Here is a 19,475-nt window from a genome sequence, read left to right as displayed (position 1 = left end):
CCATGACGACTCTCCCCGACGACCTGGTCGCGGTCCTGCACGGTACGGCGATCTGCTTCGTGACCACGCTCATGCCCGACGGGTCGCCGCAGATCTCCCAGACCTGGGTGGGCACCGACGGCGAGCACGTGCTGGTCAACACCGTGGACACCCACCAGAAGACCCGCAACGTACGGCGCGACCCGCGGGTCGCCATCGGCGTCGCCGACCCCGCCGCCCCGGCCCGGTACTGGGCGCTACGCGGCAGCGTGGTGGACATTTCCGCCGCCGGTGCCCGCGAGCACATCGACGAGTTGTCCCGGAGGTACCTCGGTCGCCCCTATCCCGGCTTCGGCGGTGGCGGGCAGCAGCGGGTCCTGCTCACCGTGAAGGTCGATCGGGTGCACACACCGTGACCCGGTGAGCGGGGTTGCCGCCTCCCTGTTCCGGTCGCCGCACCCCGCACCGGCGTTACGCTGCCGTCCGGCCCGCTGGCCGGTGAAGTTGGTCGATGTCTTAATGGGTGGGCCGTACGTCTTGGCAGCGACGCATGCCTCGGCTACCGTCGTGGGAACGCTCCCATGTAGAAACATCTATGTGATCAGGAGGCAACACGTCGTGGCTACCCTCTCCTCGCTCCGCCGTAGATCGGTGGCGGCCTTCAGTGTGGCGGCCGTCGCGGGCGTCACCGCCGCCGGCGTAGGCCTCGCCGGCGGCACCGCCTCCGCCGGGACGATATCCGGACCGCTCTACCGCGACCCGACCACGGCCGTCGTCCGCTGGGTCGCCGCGAACCCGGGCGACTCGCGGGTCGGCGTGATCCGTGACAAGATCGCCAGCCAGCCGCAGGCCCGGTGGTTCGCCAACTTCAACCCGTCGACCGCGCAGTCCGAGGCCGCGTCGTTCATCGGCGCCGCCAACTCCGCACGGCAGATCCCGGTGCTCTCCATCTACGAGATCACCAACCGGGACTGCGGTGGGGCCAGCGCCGGTGGCGCACCCGACCTCAACCAGTACCAGACCTGGGTGTCGAACTTCGCCCGGGGGCTGGGCAACCAGACGGTCATCATCATCCTGGAGACCGACTCGCTCGCCCTGCTGACCTGCCTGAACAGCAACGAGATCAACGCCCGTAACCAGGCGATCTCCACGGCCACCCGGACCCTCAAGGCGGCGAACCCCAACGCCAAGGTCTACCTCGACGGCGGTCACTCCACCTGGAACAGCGCCAACGAGACGGCCAACCGCCTGCGGGCGGCCGGCGTGCAGTACGCCGACGGCTTCTTCACCAACGTGTCGAACTTCAACCCCACCTCCAGCGAGGCGAACTTCGGCCGGAACGTCATCAACGCCCTCAACGGCATGGGCATCTCCGGCAAGCGCCAGGTCATCGACACCAGCCGCAACGGCGGTGCCAGCGGTGACTGGTGCGGCGACGACAACACCGACCGCCGCATCGGGCAGTACCCGACGACCAACACCGGCGACAACAACATCGACGCGTACCTCTGGGTGAAGCCGCCGGGTGAGGCCGACGGTTGCCGCTACACCGCCGGTTCCTTCCAGCCGGACCTGGCCTTCAGCCTGGCCAACGGCGCGCCCAACCCGCCCGTGACGACCCCGCCGACCACGCCGCCGCCCACCACGGCTCCGCCGACGACCCCGCCGCCCACCACGGCTCCGCCGACCACGCCGCCCCCCACCACGCCGCCGCCGGCCGGCAACGGCTGCACCGCGTCGGTGGTGGTCAACCAGTGGAACGGTGGCTTCACGGCGAGCGTGACGGTCACCGCCGGCGCCACCGCCCTCAACGGCTGGAACGTCAGCATCAACCTGCCCGGCGGTGCCAGCGTCACCAGCACCTGGAGCGCGCAGTCCAGCGGCACCAGCGGGACCGTCCGGTTCACCAACGTGAGCTACAACGGGCAGGTCGGTGCCGGGCAGTCGACCAACTTCGGCTTCCAGGGCACCGGCACCGGCCCCGGTGCGACCGCCACCTGCGCGGCCAACTGATCCCACCCGACGGCGACGGCCCGACGCGGAGAACCCTTCCGCGCCGGGCCGTCGCCGTTCGGCGTCCCCCGCTCCGGCTCGCACGTCTACGCCGGTGCGGTCACCCGGGACCCGGACCCGGTCGCCGGGCGGCGATGCCGGTGAGAGCGGCGTCGACTGCGGGGGCCGACGACCTGACCGACCCAGCTGCGAGCGGATCAGGCCGCAGGCGCGAGGATGACGATCTTGCCGGACAACTCACCCGCGCCGGCCTGGGCGTGCAGCGCGGGCAGGTCGGCCAGCGCCACCCGTCGGGCGACCTCGACCCGCAACTCGCCGGTGCCGACCCGCGCCGCCAGGTCGGCGAGCTGGTCGGCGTCACTGCGGACGAACAGGTCGATGCCGCGTACGCCGCGCTTGTCGTCGGAGGGTGCCGGCATCCAGACGGTGGTGTTGACGAGGGCCCCGCCGTCACGGATCAGTGGGACCAACGCGGCGAGCTGCTCCGGGGCGACCGGGGCGAGGTTGAGCACCAGGTCGACCGGCTCGGTCACCGCAGCCGCCACGTCGGTGCCGGTGTGGTCGATCACCTCGTCGGCCCCGGCGGCCCGGACCCGGTCCGCGCTGCGGGGGCTGGCCGTGGCGATCACCCGGGCACCGGCCTCCTTCGCCAACTGCACCGCGTAGCCGCCGACCGCACCCCCGGCCCCGTTGACGAGCACCCGCTGACCGGCGGTCAGCCTGCCGTGGTCGAACAGCGCCTGCCACGCCGTCAGGCCCACCAGCGGAAGCGCCGCCGCGTCGGCCAGCGGAATGTTCCTGGGCGCCCCCGTCAGGATCTCCGCCGGGGCGATCACGTACTCCGCCGCCGCTCCGGTGCCCGTCATCGGCAGGAAGCCGATGACCCGGTCGCCGACCGCGACGTCGGTCACACCGTCGCCGACCGCGTCGACCGTGCCGGCGACGTCGAGGCCGGGGGTGTGGGGCAGCTCGACCGGGATCGGGCCCTGCATGTAGCCCGCCCGGATGTTGCCGTCGACCCCGTTGAACGACGTGGCGGCGACGCGGACGCGCACCTGGCCGACGCCGGGGGCCGGCTGCTCCACGTCCTCGTAACGCAGCACCTCGGGACCACCGAACTCGTGGAAACGCACTGCCTTCATTGCTGGACCTACCTTCGGGTGGACGCCGCCGACGGGTTTCGGCCGTGCGGCGGAGTACGGGTGCGGCATCGCTCGATGCTGGATGCGTCACCCAATCTGGCAGGAACCGGCGTGGTCAGCCTGGGCCAGGTTGGCCCACCCTGACGATGCCCGGCCCACCGGCGTCGTCGACGATCTCGGCGAGGCGCGCCGCATCGGCCGACCGTGGTGCCGCGGTGAGCATCAGGGCCGACAGATCGTCGCCCGGGATGGTGAGCAGGCTCCCGACGAGCGTGACGACGCCACCGTCCGGATGAACGAACGCGGCACTGCTCTCGTAGGCGGCCACCGATCGCGGCGTGCGCCACAGCGTGTCGAACAGGCCGCTGCGGCTACGCATCTCGTCCACCAACGCGGCGAGGGAGGCATCGGTCGGGTAGCGCAACACGGCGCTGCGCAGGCGGGCGACGAGGACCGCCTCGTGATCGGTCGCCTCGGCCGCCGACTGCCGGAAACCCAGGAACGGGTCGCAGAACGTACGCCAGGCGACGTTCCACTCCCACGGGTCCCCGGTGAGGTCCCAGTGCCCCAGGGCCAGGAACGCGTTGTTCACGGCGACCAGGTTCATCGCCGCGTCGGAGACGAACATCGGGGTGTCGGTGAACCGTTCCAGCAGCCGCATCGCGCCCGGACCGATCTCGTTCGGCACCCGCCCGTCGGCGGCGGCGTACCCGGCAAGCGCGCAGAGCCGCTCGTACTCCGCCCGCCCGACGCGCAGGGCACGGGCGATGGCCTGCACCACCCCGGCCGACGGGTGGCTGCGCCCCTGCTCCAGCCGGCGTACGTAGTCCGCCGACATTCCCGCCAGGTCGGCGAGTTCCTCCCGCCGCAACCCCTGCACCCGCCGCCGGCCGACCGGCAGCCCGACCGTCGCCGGCGTCGTGCCCTCCCGCAACTGGCGCACCGCGACGCCGAACTCGTGACGTTCCACGGCCCCAGTGTGCCCCGCCCGGTCGGACCGCAGGTCGCGGGTGGTCCCGGGGGTTATCCCCGGGACGGGTGCGGGTGGAAGCCGCCTTCTACCGGCCCCGTCGCGCTCCTAGCGTGGGAACGACCGAGGGCGGCCGCAGGCGCAGCCCCGGTTTCCCGAGGAGCCCGCTCATGGCACGAGGAATCCGCACAGCCCTGTTCGCCGCGTTGGTCACCGGCTGTCTGACCCTGGCGAACGCGGCACCCACCTTCGCCTTCGGCACCGTCGCGCCGTCAACCCTGAAGGGAGGCGACGGGCCGGCCCGGCTGAGACTGCCGACGCCGACCGGGCCCTATCCGGTGGGTACGGTCGACCTGCACCTGGTCGACCGCACCCGCACCGACCCGTGGGCGACCACCCCCGCCTCCCGCGAGCTGATGGTCAGCCTCTGGTACCCGGCCACCGACGTGGCCCGCTTCCCCCGGGCACCCCACATGCTGTCCGGCGCGGCGGCCCACTTCGGCAGCGCCGACGGGGTCGGAGTCAGCCTGTACGGCATACCGGCCGGCGCGGTGGACTTCGCCGCCACCCGGACCAGCGGTCACCGGGGTGCGCCGATGGCGCGGCACGCGCGACCGTTCCCCGTGGTGTTGTACTCACCCGGGGCCGGCGACCCACGGACCTGGAACACCACCGTGGTGCAGGACCTGGCCAGCCGGGGGTACGTGGTGGTGACCATCGACCACACCTACGAGACGTCCGAGGTGGAGTTCCCCGACGGCCGGGTCCTCACCACCGTGTTGCCGCAGCTCTTCGAGCAGGCGCAGCAGCCCGACGACTTCCAGCGACTCGCGGCCCGCGTGTTCGACACCCGGGTCGCGGACACCCGCTTCGTACTCGACCAGCTGGCGGCCCTGCACCGGGGCGTGAACCCCGACGCGGAGGGCCGACCGTTGCCCCGGGGCGTGGCGGGCGGCCTGGACCTGCGCCGGACCGGCATGTTCGGCGTCTCGGCGGGCGGGATCACCGCTCTGCAGGTGATGAGCGAGGACCCCCGGATCAGGGCCGCGATCGACATGGACGGCAGCATCGAGTCACCCATCGTCCCGGACGCCCTCCGGTTGTGGCCGGTGACCCGCACCGGCCTGGACCGGCCGTTCATGTTCGTCGGTGACTCCGGCACCGACCACCGGCAGACGCCGTCCTGGCGGATGCTGTGGGACAACAGCACCGGCTGGCGGGTCGACCTGCGGCTCGACGGCGCGCCCAGCGAGGACGCCTACAAGGACGTCGTACCGCTGCTCCCGCAGATCGCCAGGCAACTCGGCCTGCCCGACAGCTTCGTCACCGGGACCATCGGCACCATCGACCCGGCCCGCGCCATCCGCACCCAGGAAACTCTGGTCACCGCCTTCTTCGACAGGTGGCTGCGCGACCGGGACGGGCACCTGCTGGACGGTCCGTCGCCACGACTGCCCGGCGTCACCTTCATCCCCTGACCCGCGATCCACCCCGCCGGCCGGCAGCCGTGTCAGTTGCCGGCCGGCGTTCGTGTCGGTCGCCGGCCGACGGGCACGCACGCCGGCCGGCGTCGGACCGGGCGGGGTCAGCCGCCGAGGTGACGCAGGACGGCCAGCACCCGGCGGTTGTCGCCGTCCGAGGACGGCAGCCCGAGCTTCGCGAAGATGTTCGCCACGTGCTTCTCCACCACCCCGGGGGTGATGGCGAGCGCCGCCGCGATACCGGCGTTGGACCGGCCCTCGGCCATCGCCGAGAGCACCGCACGCTCGCGGGGGGTCAGCGACGCCAGCCCCGCCACGTCCCGCCCGGCCCGCATCAGGTGACCGACCACCTCCGGATCGAGCGCTGTGCCGCCGGCCGCCACCCGGGTCAGCGCCGCCACGAAGTCGGCGACGTCGGCGACCCGGTCCTTGAGCAGGTAGCCGACCCCGCTGGGCCGGTCGGTGAGCAGGCGGGTCGCGTAGCGGGTCTCGACGTACTGGGAGAACACCAGCACCCCGACCCCGGGATGGTCGCGGCGGATGTCGATCGCGGCACGCAGCCCCTCGTCGGTGTGCGTCGGCGGCATCCGGATGTCGACCACGGCCACGTCCGGCAGGGCGTCGGCGACGGCCGACCGTAACGAGTCCGCGTCGGCCACCGCCGCGCACACCTCGAAGCCCCGATCGGTGAGCAGCCGGACCAACCCCTCGCGCATCATCGCGGCGTCCTCCGCGATCACCACCCGCATGCCGTCGCCTCCGTTTCACACCTGTGTGGGTAGCTCGATCTCGACCCGGGTGGGCCCGCCGGCCGGGCTGTGCACCCGCATCCGGCCGTCCACGACGGTGATGCGGCGGGCCAGCCCGGTCAGCCCGGGGCCATCCGGGTCCGCGCCGCCGGTGCCGTCGTCGGTGACCCCGAGCGTCAGACTCCGACCGGTGCCGACGACACCGAGCCGGACCCGGGTCGCGTGGCTGTGCTTCGCCGCGTTGGCGAGCAGTTCGGCCGCGCAGAAGTAGACGATCGTCTCGATCGCCGGCGCCGGCCGGTCGGGCAGCTCGACCGTCACCGTGACCGGGAGCGCGCTGCTGGAGGCGAGGGTCGCCAACGCGTCGCCGAGGCCGTTGTCGAGCGCCGGCGGGTGGATGCCGCGTACCAGGTCGCGCAGGTCGGCGAGGGCGTCCTTCGCGCCACGGTGGGCGAGGGCGACCAGCTCGCGGGCCTGCACGAGGTCGGGCGGCGGGCCGTCGACACCGAGCTTCTCGGTGGCCATGCCGAGGTTCATGGCCAGCGTCGCCAGCCGGATCTGCGCGCCGTCGTGCAGGTCCCGTTCCAGCCGGCGCATCATCGTGGCCGCGTCGTCGATGGCCTGGGCCCGGCTGACCTGGAGCTGCCGCACCCGTTCGGCGAGCCGGCGCGGACCGAGCAGCCACCGCATCGCGGCCAGGTCGGCCGTCGTGCCGATCCGCAGCAGCGTCGGTGCCACCAGGAGCATGGCGAGACCGGCGGCCGCGATGAGGAACGTGCCGGCGATCGTCCGCGCCCCGACGGGGCCGAACGGGGTCAGCGCCCACACCGGCCCGAGGCGGGTGCCGGGCGGATGGTTGCGGAACAGCGGCCACCACAGCGGGTAGCTGAGGTTGACCGGCCCGAACACGTAACAGAACAGGCCGTAGCCCTGCGGCACGGCCAGCGGCACCTTGAGCAGGGCGTACCCGCAGGCCCGCCAGCCCGGTCCGTCGGTGACCAGCGCACCGGGCCGCCGCGACGGCCGGGGTGGCGGAGCCTGCACGGGTACGCCGAGCAGCCGGGACGCGAACCGGCGGTGCACCGCTCCCGTCGCGCGCCCGGCCGGGGCGGCCAACACGACCAGCAGCGCGACGGTGAGCGGGAACAGCACCAGGAACAGCGGCGCGACGGTGGGGGCGGGCTCACGGGACATGGCCCCGGTGGCCCACAGGACGAGGGCACCCACGGCGGGCACGAGCATCGGTACGGCCAGGACCGCGACCGCGCTGAGCACCCCGACCAGGCAGAACACGGCCTGACGCAGGACCGGTCCGCTGAACGGTGCGCGCAGCGCGGTCATCGGCCCATTCTGGCCGATGACCGCGCTGCGGCCTGCTCCGTTGTGACCGGCCCGGTGGTGGCCGGCTCCGCCGTCGTCGGCCCGTGGGTCACGCATCCCGGGAGCGGAGCAGGACGCCACCACACACGATCGCCACCGCCGCGTACCCGTACATCAGCAGCACGCTGACCCACCCGTTGAACAGTCCGGACCCGGGCGAGAGCACCGCCACCGAGTTGAGCAGCATCAGCAGCGGCATGAAGCGTCCGACGACGACGCCGTGCTCGCCGAACAGCCCGACCACTATCGTGGGGACGAACATCAGAGCGAACAACGTCCCGATCGCGGCCCCCGAGTGCCGTACCAACGCCCCGACACCCACCCCGATCAGCGCCGTGGCGGCCAGATAGCCGCCGGTCAGCAGGACCGCCCGCAGGACCGCCGGATCCCCGAGGGAAGCGGTCGGGATGGCGGTGCCGCGGATCGCGAGCTGTCCGCCCAGGTAGCCGGCGGACGTCCCGGTCATGCCCACGGCGAGAGCCGCTCCACCACACACGGCGGCCTTCGCCGAAAGGACGGTCCGACGCCGCGGCACGGCGGCGAACGTCCTCGATCGCCACCGGTGACGAGTGGGCATTCGGTCGGCTCTTCGACCGGTACTCCCGTCCGGTCTACAACCACGCGTTCTTCGTCGTCGCGTGGCGCTGTTGGCGTGACGCCCGACTGGTCGATGGATCGGCGCTGCCGTGGTTGCTGGTCGTCACCACCAACGCGGTGCGCTCGGAGTGGCGGTCGGCGCGCCGGTGGCTGGCGCTGCTGCGCCGGCTACCGGGGGAGCGGCTGAAGGTAGCCGGCACCCGGGTGAGTTGCGCACGCATCCGCGACGTGCTGCTCCGGTTCCCGGGCATGCACGATGCGGAAGTCTTCGGGATGGAGGACAAGGCCCGGGGCGAGGTGCCGGCATGTCGGGTCGTGCTGGGCCCGGGAACGTCAGTCGGACGCCTGCACGGATGGTGCGCCGCCGAGCTGAACCCGGTCGAGGTGCCGCGATCCATCGAGCCGGTCGACCACATCCCACGATCCGCCACTGGAAAGATCATGCGCTGGTTGTGAGCGGGTAGCCCCCAGGTGTGCCGTATGCGGTAGCCGTGCAGCGACCGGGCCCTCTCGCGTACGAGATGATCTTCGAGGTGCCCCCGGCAGGATTCGAACCTGCGACACACGGTTTAGGAAGGCGACAGCGACAGTCTGGCCACTTCGGCCGTGACCTGGGCGGACCGACCGCTCGCCGGCTCCGAAAGTCAAGATCATTGCACATACTCTGCGCTCAGCGCTGCGGACGCCCGAGGACGGCCGGAGGCCGCCCGCAGGGCAGGCCGCGAGCACGACGGCTACCCCGCCTTGTAAAGATCAAGACTCGTGTCGGTCAGCGTCGGTTACTGCCGTAGACCTGCTCGCCGTGTCGGCTCCCGTCGACCTCGGACGGCGTCCGTCGGTCGGCTTGGCTGTACGGATGGCTGTACAGCCACCTTCTGATCCGTAGCTCCGGGCAACGCGGTCTTGTGCGTCCGTCTGCGCTGTCACACCGCCAACAGGAGATGCGCTGCGGCTCCTACAGGCGGATCGGTTGCTGTACTCCGCTGCTGTACTGGTCCCACCGGCCCGTGTACTAGGCATGGCCGGCACCGCGCGGAAGCGGACTCGTCGCGCGCTCCCCTCGGCAAGCAGGCCCAGCATCGCACAGCGTCAACTCGCCCGGTCAGGACCTCTGGCCGGGGGCACGCCCACGCAAAGCCCCAACGAGGGTCAAACACGGCCTTCTGTCGCGCGTTGCCCTGCCGATAGGCTCGCAAGACGCAGAGAGTGGAGTAGAACATGAGCGGCCGTCTGACTCTGTCATGGGTCAACAAGGACAAGGCACTTATACCAACAGACGATGGCAGCTATCAGTGGGTTGAGCGCGATGATCCCCTCGTCACTGAGGTTCGCCTGCTTCAGCAGCGGGAGCGGGTCGGCGATGTCACAGACGGCCCTGAGGACAATCTCCTCATCCGCGGGGACAGTTATGACGCCCTCCATGCGCTGGCCCGAACGCCCGAATACGCAGCTCACTACAGGGGCAAGGTCAACCTCGTCTACATTGACCCGCCATTCAATACCAAACAGGCATTTGACGACTACGAAGACTCGCTGGAGCATTCCGTCTGGCTCGGAATGATGCGCGAGCGCCTTCTACTCGTCCGAGACCTTCTGGCCGATAACGGGTCCGTATGGGTACATCTCGACGATGCCGAGGTGGCCTATTGCCGAGTCTTAATGGACGAAATCTTCGGACGAGCAAACTTCATTGCTACCGTCATTTGGAAGCGTCGCAATGATCCCAGAAATACCGCTACCCACATTTCGGCCGATCACGATTTCATTCTCTGCTATGCCAAGGATCTGGGTGCCACCAAGTTCCAACAGTTGCCTCGGACGGAGGCCATGGACTCCGCTTACGTCAACCCCGATGGAGATTCACGTGGCCCGTGGAGGCGGGGAGACCTGGCCGCTCGCAACTTCTATTCTAAGGGCCTATACCCTGTAACTACGCCTAGCGGCCGTCTCATTTCCGGCCCGCCATCGGGAAGCTACTGGCGGGTGTCGGAGGACGAACTCAAGCGCTTGGACGAGGATGGCCGCATTTACTGGGGCCCTGACGGGAGCAGCAGGCCTTATCTCAAGCGATATCTGTCCGAGGTCAGGGGCGGCCGTGTGCCCTCCTCGGTCTGGCATCCCGAAGAGGTGGGTTTCGTCCGCAACGGCAAGGAGGAAGTCCGGGCTCTTGTGGGGGACGTTTTTGCGACCCCCAAACCCGAGCGGCTTCTTGAAAGGGTAATCCAGATTGCTACCCGGCCCGGTGACGTCGTATTGGACTGCTTTGCCGGCTCTGGCACTACTGGCGCAGTTGCGCAGAAGCTCAACCGGAAGTGGGTCCTAGTTGAGGCGTCACCAATAACCGTTGAGAGGTTCACAAAGCCACGACTGGAGAAGGTCGTAAGCGGAGATGACAAGGGAGGCATTACTAAGGATGCCGCCTGGGATGGCGGAGGCGGCTTTCGGGTACTTGAGGTCGGTCCCTCGCTCTACGAAAGGTTCGGACAAAGACTCCTGCTCGCTGACTGGGCGAAGGGTGAGGAGTTTTCGCGGGCCGTGGCAGCGCAGCTCCGCTTCACATATAAAGCAGACGGCCCATTCTGTGGAAGCAAGGGGCGGACTCGCCTCGCCGTGATTGACGGCGTAGCAGACGACGTTGTCGTGCGGTCTGTCGTGTCACACCTAGAAGAGGAAGAACGTGTGACAATCGTGGCGAAAGGCGCAAGCCCGGAGGCAGTGGAAACACTAACCAAGGTTTCAAAGGGTTCCCGCCTCCTTAAGGCCCCCGCCGACTTGACTCCTCGTGGGAGAGTCGTCCGATGAGCTGGCTACCCTACGACGAGTCACTTGTTGACGAGATTGCCGCACGTATGGCGCTACGACGCCCTAACGCGGAGGCGCTAAAGACCGTCGCACAGAAAATCGAGGCAGGCGATGGACGAGAAGTGGTCTGCGATCTGGCGACTGGCGTGGGTAAGACCTACCTTGCCGCAGCCTTCCTTGACTACCTAGCAGCAAAGGGAATCCGCAACGTACTGATCGTCACCCCCGGAAAGACGATTCAGGATAAGACCATTGCCAACTTCACACCTGGCCATCCGAAATACATCCCAGGGTCAGAATACCAGCCGATTCTCATAACCTCGGAGAATTTTGCGCGAGGCCAGGTGGGCGACGCCCTCCACGATGACACGGTATTGAAGCTTTTTGTCTTCAATGTTCAGCAGCTCATCAAGCCGACAGTCCTCACGTCGCGCAGGGTGCGGGAGACAGATGAGTTTATCGGGTCAGGGCTTTATGAGCACCTCGAAAACGCGGACGACTTGGTCATTCTCGCGGATGAGCATCACGTATACCGGTCAAGCGCCAGAGCGTTCGGATCCGCAGTACGCGAGCTAAACCCTCGCGCGCTCGTAGGGCTTACGGCTACGCCCGATGAGGCTGACCTTCCGAAAGTTGTTTATCAGTACACGCTTGCAGAGGCTATCGCTGACGGATGGGTCAAGATTCCGGTAATCGTATACCGCGAAGATGGAATCAAGGACATCAGGACGCAGCTCGCGGATGCATGCCACCTCCGCGCTCGGAAGGAGGTGGTCTGGCGATCGTGGGCTGAACAGAATGGCCGAGACTCGGTTACGCCCGTTCTGTTTGTTGTCTGTCAATCGATTTCAGATGCGGAGGCGGTTGCGGAAACCCTGACGCAAGAAGGCTTCCTCCCCGGCCAGGGACAGGTGCTCCTCATCACGTCCCAGTCCAGCGATCAAGCCCTCGGCGCCCTGGCGTCCGTCGAGGCGGCGGAATCACCGGTCCGCGCCGTTGTGTCGGTCGACAAGCTCAAGGAAGGCTGGGACGTTAAGAACATCGGCGTCATCGTTGGACATCGCGCGCTTGCCTCGCAGACGCTGACTGAGCAGATTTTGGGCCGAGGTCTGCGCCTGCCCTTTGGTGAACGCGTTGGCGTGCCTGCGATCGACCAGGTGGACCTCGTGGCGCACGATTCCTACCGGCAGTTGCTGGCACAGAAGAATGCTTTGCTACAGCAGGTACTGCCTCCGTCTGCTGCTTCGCCGACCACGTCCGAAGGTCCGCATCAACCACCCCTTCCACTCAGCAAGGCCACTGACCTTCCAGAGGTGCAGGAGATCGAAAGCCAAGGTACTCTCAACCTCGTCGGTCCTGCCAGAATTGCGGGGGGAGAGCACCTCGACGGCTCCCTCATGCTCCAATTGGCATCGATTGAAGCGGCGATCGAGCAGCATAGTCGCGATGAACAGACTAGCCACAAGATTCTCTACAAAGTAGAGGGCGCACCGTCGATCACGTTCCCAAGACGGGAAAGGGAAGTTCTGCCGGTCCACTTCTCGCTAAGTGCGATCCGGAACGCCGACGCCCAGGCGGAGGGCGCGGGCTTCCGCCATGAATTCGCTGTACATCTCTCGCGGAAAGCCCTGATCGCAGAGCGGGACATGCTGGGCAAGGTCGTCGTCAGAGAACAGAGAATGGAAGACGAGGATGCGACCCAGCGCTACCTTCCGGTCCCAGAGGTCCGCAAGGACCTAGAGGATCGAATTTGGGCTCTTGGGCTGGTCGAGCAGACCCTCCCGGAGCTTAACGCGGCTCAGCGAATTACTCGCGAGTTCCTGCTTGGTGCCGACGTCGTGGACGATGATGATGAGGCTCTTTGGAGCGAGCGCCGGGCCCAGCAAGCGGCGCGCGCTATCGCAGACCTGATCCGGACGAATTACAACATGCGCAAACTTCAGCCGCAGTACGCATTCCGGCCGGTGGAGATACCTATCCGCCGTCCGATGCCGAGCGATGTTGCAAGCATGTGGGACGAGTTTATCAAGCGACGCTGGTATGAGGGTTGGGACCGCTCCATCCAGCCCGTAGCCAGTTTTGATGCGAAGACGACCGAGTGGGCACTTGCGCATCTATTTGACCGTTCAGGTCTTATTCAATGGTGGATCCGGGTGTACGAACCGGGCGAGGTTTGGATCGAGCGCGACAACGGACGTAAGTACTACCCCGACTTCATTGTCCTCGACACTGACGGTGCCTACTGGGTAATCGAAGGCAAGTCGGACCGGGATGCTCGGGATGTCGATGTATTGGACAAGAAGAGGAGCGGGGAGGAGTGGGCCAGGTCCGTGCGTGACGACGGACGATTCGGTGCGTGGCACTACGTGTTCGCAACGGAGACGCATATCAAGCAGTCGAAGAGCTGGGAAGAGCTGCTGGTGCGAACGCGCCCCGAGCGATAGGGACGTCCCTTCGCCATCCCGTCTGCCGCCGACCCACACTCCGTGGAGCGGGCCAGGGCCAGGGTGACAAGGTGGAGCGCCCTACCGGACGAACGACCTTGTCGCCCTGGCCCTGGTCTGCTCGGCTTGCCTGGGTCGGTGGCTGGCGGGATGGCATCCCACCTCAACCACCCACCCACCGGAGCTGTTCGGCAACTCCATCTCGGAGTCGTCTGGCCCCCGCCGGAGGCACAGCTCTAACCCCGCCCCTTCCCGCACCCCGCACCCCCTCTCACCACCTTCACCCCTTCCCCTCCTTGGGCTTCGGCGGCCAACCGCGGTTGTTCGGCAACTCCGTCCGTCCGTGGTGGCCCCGGTCTTCGTGGGTCTCTGGATAGTCGGGAACGGGTGAGAGCGTGTCCGCCTGGCCTTGGTCGTTCTTCGGGACTCGTCACCGGGTCACCTCACTGACCCAGGAGTGACGCGCGGGGCGGGGCGTGGGGTTCGGGCCGGCTGACTTTTCCGCCCCGGCCCGCGCCGCGCGGAGCGCGCTTGATCCCGTAGAGGTCAATTCGGCAATGCTATTCGGCAACTGGCCTCGGTCCGTCGTACCTCACCCCGTCGAGGGTGGCCCCATCGAAGCTCGTGGTACCGCTGAACCTCGCCCTGTCGAACCTGGCGTCGCCGCTGAACGTCGCCCCGTCGAACCCGGCGTCGCCGCTGAACCTCGCCTCGCCGAACCCGGCGTCGCCGCTGAACGTCGCCCCGCCGAACCCGGCGTCGCCATTGAACGTCGCCTCGCCGAACCTCGCGTCGCCGCTGAACGTCGCCCCGTCGAACCCGGCGACGCCGCTGAACCTCGCCCCGCCGAACCCGGCGTCGCCATTGAACGTCGCCTCGCCGAACCTCGCGTCGCCGCTGAACGTCGCCTCGCCGAACCTGGCGTCGCCGCTGAACGTCGCCTCGCTGAACCTGGCGTCGCCGCTGAACCTGGCGTCGCCGCTGAACGTCGCCCCGTCGAACCCGGCGACGCCGCTGAACCTCGCCCCGTCGAACCAGGCGACGCCGCTGAACCTCGCCCCGTCGAACCAGGCGTCGCCGCTGAACCTCGCCCCGCCGAACCCGGCGTCGCCATTGAACGTCGCCCCGTCGAACCCGGCGACGCCGCTGAACCTCGCCCCGTCGAACCTGGCGTCGCCGCTGAACGTCGCCCCGTCGAACCAGGCGACGCCGCTGAACCTCGCCCCGTCGAACCAGGCGACGCCGCTGAACCTCGCCCCGCTGAACCCGGCGTCGCCGCTGAACGTCGCCTCGCCGAACCAGGCGACGCCGCTGAACCTCGCCCCGTCGAACCAGGCGTCGCCGCTGAACCTCGCCCCGTCGAACCTGTCGTGGCCATCAACGAGCCCTCGGGTGCGGCAGTGTGGAGCACACGCGGAGCGACTGGCCGCGCGCTCTGTCAACCGGTATAACCGGCCCGCCGGGGGCCACGTTGAACCAGTTGTCCCGGCAGTGGAGTGTCCTTCAATGACATCGGCTCCTACGTGCTGGCGTCGATCGTCCGCCAGAGGCTTTCCACTGCTGCATAGATCGACTGCTCCGGACCTGGCCGGCTGGGGCGCCACTCCGCGACGACCGGGCGGACGGCATCCGCCAGGCTGGCTACGGCTTCCTCGGTTTCCGGCTCAGGTAGCTCGTTGAGGACACCGATCGCGCCGACGGTTGTCTCGTAGCGGTGGCTGTTGGCTGGGGTGTTGCGCCAGTTCGGGTTGTCGCGCCACGCCTGCACACGCTCGCGCACCTCGGCGGCGGCTGCGCGGATCAGGTCGGCGCGCTGCTGGGGTGTGAGTGCTGCGGGGTGCGATCGGTCGTCGGCGGGATCTTGCGGCGGCGTGTCGGCGTCGCGCATGGCGGCGATCGTACCGGCGCGCTGTCGGGCGGCTCCGCGCCCCGGACGTCACGTCAGCCGGCGGCGGGGGCCCACTCCTGGGCGAGGATGGAGTAGAGCAGGGAGTCGCGCCATGCGCCGTTGGTGAAGACGTGGTCGCGTAGCCGGCCCTCGTACTGCATGCCGAGCCTTTCGGCAACGGTGATGGAGGCGGCGTTGTCGGGGCCGATGGCCGCAGTGATGCGGTGAAGCTTCAGCGTCTGGAAGCCGAAGCCCAGCATCGTGCGGGCGGCGTCGGTGGCGTAGCCGTTGCCCCAGTGGTCGGCGCTGATGGCGTATCCGAGCTTGGCGGCCTGGTGGCCGGTGAGGCCGAGTCGCGCGAAACCGACCATACGATCGTCTGCGTCGGCGACGGCTAGGTAGTACTCGGTGCGGGGGGTGTGCTGGGCGCGTTGGATGGTGCCTTCGACCATGGTGACGGCGGCGGCCTGGTCCCGGCTGTCGAAGGAGAGCCATTGGGTGACGCGGTCGTCGCCGACGATTGCCCACGCGTCGGCCGCGTCATCGGAGCGCATGTCGCGCAGGGTGATGACGCGGCCGGGGATGGTGATCGGGTCCATGACCAGATGGTGCCTCATCGAGGTAGGGCGTTGGCCGGGGTGTGGGTGAAGTGCTCGATGCCATCGATGAGGTCGCGGGCGTCGCCTGCGTGGCCGGCGCGGGTGATGGCCTGGTGGACGCGGCGCACCGAGTGGATGATGCCGTTGATGCGCTGGTCGGCGGGAAGGTCGAGCACCGGGGCCAGGGCCTCGGCTGCGGCGTCCAAGTCGCCGCTGGCCACACGGGCAATGGCCAGGTTGGCGTGTGAGCCAGCCTGGTCGCCGAACGCCCATGCGGGATCGTTGGGGTCGGCGTACGCCTGGGCGGCGCGTAGGGCGTACCGCTCGGTGTTGGCGGCCTCGCCGGGCAGCCAGGCGAGGGCGTCGCTGGCGTAGTACAGCGTGCGGGGCTGGTTGAAGGTGCAGATGCCACCCATCTCGTCCATCTCGTCGGGGCGGACACGTGACCAGGCGTCCTCGGCCTCGGTGATGGCGGCCTTGGCCTGCTCGGCGTTACCGAGGGCAGCGTAGGCACGGGCGGCGCTGGCGGGCAGCCAGACGGCGGAAGTACCGCCGGCCTGGGCGGCGTACTGGCGGCCGGCTTCGGCGTAGCGGACCGCCTCGGCGTGACGGCCGGCCCAGTAGGCGACGAGGGATTGCAGGCCGCGCAGCCACGCCTGTAGTCCGGGGTGTCCGGCCTGCTCGGCGCAGAGCACGGCGGTGCGGGCCTGGAGCATCGCCGAGTGCGGGTCGGCCATGTCGTGGGAGACCTTGGCGAGCAGGCCGCTGGTGATGCCGGCGAGGAAGTGCAGGTCCCTGGACTGGTTCGGGGCCTGGCGGCGCTCCAGGAGGGTGAACAGGGTGTCCTGTGTCTCGACCAGGTCAGGCAGCACATGGCTGACGGGGCGCTGCGGATAGGCCAGGGCGAGGCGCTGCACGTCCTCGGCGAGCTGTTCGATGGCGGCGGGGCTGGTGGACTCGGCGGCGAGCATGGCGTATTGGCGGGCGCGTTGTGCGGCCATGGCGAGGAGGTTCCTTTCCGGGCCGGCACCGGTGGGGTCGACAACAAGGTGTCGCTCCGGCGCAGGGGTCAACTGGTGGGTAGCCCAGGGGCGCTGTAGTTCGTCGATGGACTTGTTGAACATGGCCTGTAGTGCCCGCCGGGTGGCGGGAGTCGATGAGGCCAGGTCGCGTTCGCCGCGTGCCAGTCGCCCGAGGTGCCGGGCGCTGATCGCCGCCCGGGCGTCCATCCGGGAGAACTCGTCGGCCAGTTCCTCGTACGTGCGGTCGCTCTGCTGGATCAGGTGCTCCAGCATCGTGCGAGGTTCGCGGCGTTCTCGTGCCATCCGTCTACGCCTTCCTGATGGGGCTGTCTCCACGCTCGCCCGGGTGAGGTCCTTGCGGCAATGAAGGTCCTCGTGGTGTCCGCTCGATGTCCGCCAGAGGTGTAGTTGCGGGTCCTCGATCGGTCCCGCAGACCCCGGGCAGTCTTTCCTGCATGGACGGCTCACCCACCGCAATTGTGCATGTGCATCCCGTTGATGCACATGGGCAGCCGTATCGGCGTGAATACCGGGAGGGGTGCTCGGCGAGGAGGGGCGCTGAGCAAACCGGGGTTCGGGTCGTGCGCTGTGTGGATGGGTCGCGCCCGCAGCGGGGTCCACATCGGTCCTCGCCGTCCGCGCCGGTTGCGTGTCCCGCATGCGAGGGACGGGGCTGGAAGGTGGCCAGTCCTCGACGCTCGCTCCGGTCTCCGGGCGACCCGAACCGGCTGCAACGGCGCGGCTGTCTCGACTGTGCAGGCACCGGCACACAGGGACAGCGGGCGGGGTTGGCGGCCGTCGCCTAGAGGTGACGGCCGCCGCCCTCCGACTACTACGCGGCCTCGCGGCTGCGTCCCGAGAGGGCCCGGGACGGGTGCCGGTAGACCTGCGGTGTCGGCCGGGGTCGTGAACCCGCCCGTCCCGGTGCCATCTCATTCGACGTACGGAAGGCGGGCGTTCATGGTGCCGAAGCCGGGAGACGTGCTGTACGTCAATCGGGACGCGTCGGTGCAGTTCAGCGGCGACCGTGCATTGGTCTTTCGGGTCATCAAGGTTTGTGATCGGCCCACCTACTACGGCTGGGCCTGGCTCACGGGCTACGTACTCGACCGGAAGGGAAACGCTCTGGCTCGCCGAGAGATCTACGTCCGGCAGGCGGGCCTTCAGCAGGCGGCGACACCGCCAGCGGTGGTCCGGCAGCCCGAACCAGCGGCTCGTACCGCGCACAGGAACGCACTCCGGCGGTGAGCACATGCGGCGGCTTCGATGGGAGGGCTCGATGGCAGTGGCAATCGTTCGATCGGCCTTACGGATGGCTCCGATGATCCCCGACCAGGTACGACGCCTGCGGTTCCGGCGTACCCGGTTCGGCCGGCGTGGGCTGTCCGAGGAACACGTCTATGCCTTCCTGCATCGCGTCGTTGACGAGCTGATGGCGAGGGACGCGGTCGAGGCCAGCCTTCGGGAAGAGAACGCCCGACTGAAGAACACTCTCCGTGAATGGCAGAGCCAGTTCACGCCGAAGCCCGGTCGCTGAGCCGACAGCACATGGACAGGAGATCAGCAGCACAGATAGCCTGTTGACAAGCCGAGTTGTCGTCTGGAGTGAAACGGTGCCGATCGAGGTTGCGCCGCCGAAGTACGTGGTGATCGTCAACGCGGTGCAACAGCGCATCGAGGATGGCACCTACCCGCTAGGCGCGATGCTGCCCAGCGAAACCGAACTCATCCGCGAGTTCCGCGCGTCCCGGCCCGTCGTAGTCCGAGCGTTGGATCTGCTGCGACAGGACGGCTGGATCGAGAGTCGCCAGGGCAAGGGCCGCTTCGTCCTTGGCCCTCCGGGCGGCAAGGAGCAGCGCTCGGGGGCACGCCGGTACGGCCTGCTCGACGACGACGAACGGGCCGAATCAACGCTGCTGGCAGCCGGCACCGTGCCCGCGCCGCCGCGAGCGGCCGTCGCCTTAGGCGTGGAACCGGGGACACCGGTCGTGGCACGTCGGCGGCTCATCACCGTTGACGGTGTCGGACCCGTAGAGCTGGGCACGGCGTTCCTCTCCGTCGAGCTGGCCGAGGGAACCGGCGTGGGCTCCGAGGACACGATGCCCGAAGGGCTGCTTCGACATGTGGCCTCCCGCAAGCGGCTCAAGTTTGACCACGTGACCGAACGCATCTCGGCGCGGCTGCCCAGCGTGGAAGAGGCCAAGTTGTTGCAGGTGCGCAAGAGCGATCCGGTGCTGACGGTGCTGCTGGTCATCTGCGACCGCAGCGCCACGCCGCTGCTCGCGGTGGACGTGCTCCTTCCCGCCTCGCGGCACGACCTGGAAGACGTGTACCCGCTCGACTGACCAAAGTGGATTAGCCACTTGACAAGTCAAGTTGGCACTCTCTACCTTCGATCTCACTTAACAA

Annotated in this window: 17 protein-coding genes; 8 read left to right on the top strand and 9 right to left on the bottom strand. The window is 68.6% G+C overall.

Features of this window, described 5'->3' with window-relative positions; genetic code table 11:
- The first annotated feature begins 2 nt into the window (after positions 1 to 2).
- Positions 3 to 395: a PPOX class F420-dependent oxidoreductase gene (locus tag ACN260_RS26540; protein WP_422753563.1), complete on the top strand. Its 393-nt coding sequence runs from the start codon at positions 3 to 5 to the stop codon at positions 393 to 395.
- Positions 396 to 630: 235 nt separating this feature from the next.
- Positions 631 to 1,992: a glycoside hydrolase family 6 protein gene (locus ACN260_RS26535; protein WP_422753562.1), complete on the top strand. Its 1,362-nt coding sequence runs from the start codon at positions 631 to 633 to the stop codon at positions 1,990 to 1,992.
- 197 nt (positions 1,993 to 2,189) lie between these two features.
- Here the strand turns inward: ACN260_RS26535 and ACN260_RS26530 are convergent, their stop codons facing one another.
- Positions 2,190 to 3,134, bottom strand: a complete 945-nt coding sequence (locus ACN260_RS26530) for an NADP-dependent oxidoreductase (protein WP_422753561.1) — start codon at positions 3,132 to 3,134, stop codon at positions 2,190 to 2,192.
- A 115-nt stretch (positions 3,135 to 3,249) separates the two neighbouring features.
- The gene (locus tag ACN260_RS26525; RefSeq protein WP_422753560.1) at positions 3,250 to 4,104 is read right to left on the bottom strand and encodes a helix-turn-helix domain-containing protein; all 855 of its coding nucleotides are present in this window, start codon (positions 4,102 to 4,104) and stop codon (positions 3,250 to 3,252) included.
- A gap of 170 nt (positions 4,105 to 4,274) precedes the next feature.
- Between ACN260_RS26525 and ACN260_RS26520 the strand changes: the two genes are divergently transcribed.
- Entirely contained in the window at positions 4,275 to 5,582 is a 1,308-nt protein-coding gene (locus ACN260_RS26520) for an alpha/beta hydrolase family protein (protein WP_422753559.1), read from the top strand.
- Between the two features lie 107 nt (positions 5,583 to 5,689).
- On the opposite strand, the gene ACN260_RS26515 is transcribed toward ACN260_RS26520, so the two are convergent.
- The 3 genes from ACN260_RS26515 to ACN260_RS26505 all read right to left on the bottom strand — a co-directional run bounded on the left by ACN260_RS26515 (position 5,690) and on the right by ACN260_RS26505 (position 8,180).
- Positions 5,690 to 6,334, bottom strand: coding sequence for a LuxR C-terminal-related transcriptional regulator (locus tag ACN260_RS26515; RefSeq protein ID WP_422753558.1), 645 nt, complete (start codon positions 6,332 to 6,334; stop codon positions 5,690 to 5,692).
- Positions 6,335 to 6,349: 15 nt separating this feature from the next.
- On the bottom strand, positions 6,350 to 7,675 hold the full coding sequence (locus ACN260_RS26510; protein ID WP_422753557.1) for a sensor domain-containing protein: 1,326 nt from the start codon (positions 7,673 to 7,675) through the stop codon (positions 6,350 to 6,352).
- Between the two features lie 88 nt (positions 7,676 to 7,763).
- The gene (locus ACN260_RS26505) at positions 7,764 to 8,180 is read right to left on the bottom strand and encodes a hypothetical protein (protein ID WP_422753556.1); all 417 of its coding nucleotides are present in this window, start codon (positions 8,178 to 8,180) and stop codon (positions 7,764 to 7,766) included.
- Positions 8,181 to 8,404: 224 nt separating this feature from the next.
- Between ACN260_RS26505 and ACN260_RS26500 the strand changes: the two genes are divergently transcribed.
- From ACN260_RS26500 to ACN260_RS26490, 3 genes are all read left to right on the top strand, one after another.
- Complete coding sequence (locus ACN260_RS26500; protein ID WP_422753555.1) at positions 8,405 to 8,767, top strand: AMP-binding enzyme; 363 nt, start codon at positions 8,405 to 8,407, stop codon at positions 8,765 to 8,767.
- A gap of 762 nt (positions 8,768 to 9,529) precedes the next feature.
- Positions 9,530 to 11,113, top strand: a complete 1,584-nt coding sequence (locus ACN260_RS26495) for a site-specific DNA-methyltransferase (RefSeq protein WP_422753554.1) — start codon at positions 9,530 to 9,532, stop codon at positions 11,111 to 11,113.
- Positions 11,110 to 13,557 carry a DEAD/DEAH box helicase gene (locus tag ACN260_RS26490; protein WP_422753553.1) on the top strand — a complete coding sequence of 816 codons (2,448 nt, stop codon included), beginning with the start codon at positions 11,110 to 11,112 and terminating at the stop codon, positions 13,555 to 13,557. The genes ACN260_RS26495 and ACN260_RS26490 overlap by 4 nt, the downstream gene beginning before the upstream one ends.
- A gap of 560 nt (positions 13,558 to 14,117) precedes the next feature.
- Here the strand turns inward: ACN260_RS26490 and ACN260_RS26485 are convergent.
- The 4 genes from ACN260_RS26485 to ACN260_RS26470 all read right to left on the bottom strand — a co-directional run bounded on the left by ACN260_RS26485 (position 14,118) and on the right by ACN260_RS26470 (position 17,339).
- Entirely contained in the window at positions 14,118 to 14,999 is an 882-nt protein-coding gene (locus ACN260_RS26485) for a pentapeptide repeat-containing protein (RefSeq protein WP_422753552.1), read from the bottom strand.
- Positions 15,000 to 15,076: 77 nt separating this feature from the next.
- Positions 15,077 to 15,445: a hypothetical protein gene (locus ACN260_RS26480; protein WP_422753551.1), complete on the bottom strand. Its 369-nt coding sequence runs from the start codon at positions 15,443 to 15,445 to the stop codon at positions 15,077 to 15,079.
- Between the two features lie 53 nt (positions 15,446 to 15,498).
- Entirely contained in the window at positions 15,499 to 16,044 is a 546-nt protein-coding gene (locus ACN260_RS26475; RefSeq protein ID WP_422753550.1) for a GNAT family N-acetyltransferase, read from the bottom strand.
- 14 nt (positions 16,045 to 16,058) lie between these two features.
- Positions 16,059 to 17,339, bottom strand: a complete 1,281-nt coding sequence (locus ACN260_RS26470; protein WP_422753549.1) for a hypothetical protein — start codon at positions 17,337 to 17,339, stop codon at positions 16,059 to 16,061.
- 1,048 nt (positions 17,340 to 18,387) lie between these two features.
- Here ACN260_RS26470 and ACN260_RS26465 point away from each other — a divergent pair.
- Positions 18,388 to 18,603, top strand: a complete 216-nt coding sequence (locus ACN260_RS26465) for a DivIVA domain-containing protein (protein ID WP_363656759.1) — start codon at positions 18,388 to 18,390, stop codon at positions 18,601 to 18,603.
- A 76-nt stretch (positions 18,604 to 18,679) separates the two neighbouring features.
- Positions 18,680 to 19,411, top strand: coding sequence for a GntR family transcriptional regulator (locus ACN260_RS26460; RefSeq protein ID WP_422753548.1), 732 nt, complete (start codon positions 18,680 to 18,682; stop codon positions 19,409 to 19,411).
- Positions 19,412 to 19,475 lie beyond the last annotated feature (64 nt).

The sequence above is a fragment of the Micromonospora sp. WMMD708 genome (genome assembly GCF_049315245.1).
Taxonomy (GTDB): domain Bacteria; phylum Actinomycetota; class Actinomycetes; order Mycobacteriales; family Micromonosporaceae; genus Micromonospora; species Micromonospora wenchangensis.
This window is presented reverse-complemented; position numbering and strand designations above follow the sequence as displayed.

Excerpts from the sequence above, each read along its gene's own strand:
- ACN260_RS26530 (WP_422753561.1), bottom strand. The coding sequence starts at position 3,134 with ATGAAGGCAGTGCGTTTCCACGAGTTCGGTGGTCCCGAGGTGCTGCGT.
- ACN260_RS26520 (WP_422753559.1), top strand. The coding sequence starts at position 4,275 with ATGGCACGAGGAATCCGCACAGCCCTGTTCGCCGCGTTGGTCACCGGC.
- ACN260_RS26510 (WP_422753557.1), bottom strand. The coding sequence starts at position 7,675 with ATGACCGCGCTGCGCGCACCGTTCAGCGGACCGGTCCTGCGTCAGGCC.
- ACN260_RS26475 (WP_422753550.1), bottom strand. The coding sequence starts at position 16,044 with ATGGACCCGATCACCATCCCCGGCCGCGTCATCACCCTGCGCGACATG.
- ACN260_RS26495 (WP_422753554.1), top strand. The coding sequence starts at position 9,530 with ATGAGCGGCCGTCTGACTCTGTCATGGGTCAACAAGGACAAGGCACTT.
- ACN260_RS26490 (WP_422753553.1), top strand. The coding sequence starts at position 11,110 with ATGAGCTGGCTACCCTACGACGAGTCACTTGTTGACGAGATTGCCGCA.
- ACN260_RS26540 (WP_422753563.1), top strand. The coding sequence starts at position 3 with ATGACGACTCTCCCCGACGACCTGGTCGCGGTCCTGCACGGTACGGCG.
- ACN260_RS26515 (WP_422753558.1), bottom strand. The coding sequence starts at position 6,334 with ATGCGGGTGGTGATCGCGGAGGACGCCGCGATGATGCGCGAGGGGTTG.
- ACN260_RS26505 (WP_422753556.1), bottom strand. The coding sequence starts at position 8,180 with ATGACCGGGACGTCCGCCGGCTACCTGGGCGGACAGCTCGCGATCCGC.
- ACN260_RS26480 (WP_422753551.1), bottom strand. The coding sequence starts at position 15,445 with ATGCGCGACGCCGACACGCCGCCGCAAGATCCCGCCGACGACCGATCG.
- ACN260_RS26465 (WP_363656759.1), top strand. The coding sequence starts at position 18,388 with ATGATCCCCGACCAGGTACGACGCCTGCGGTTCCGGCGTACCCGGTTC.
- ACN260_RS26470 (WP_422753549.1), bottom strand. The coding sequence starts at position 17,339 with ATGCTGGAGCACCTGATCCAGCAGAGCGACCGCACGTACGAGGAACTG.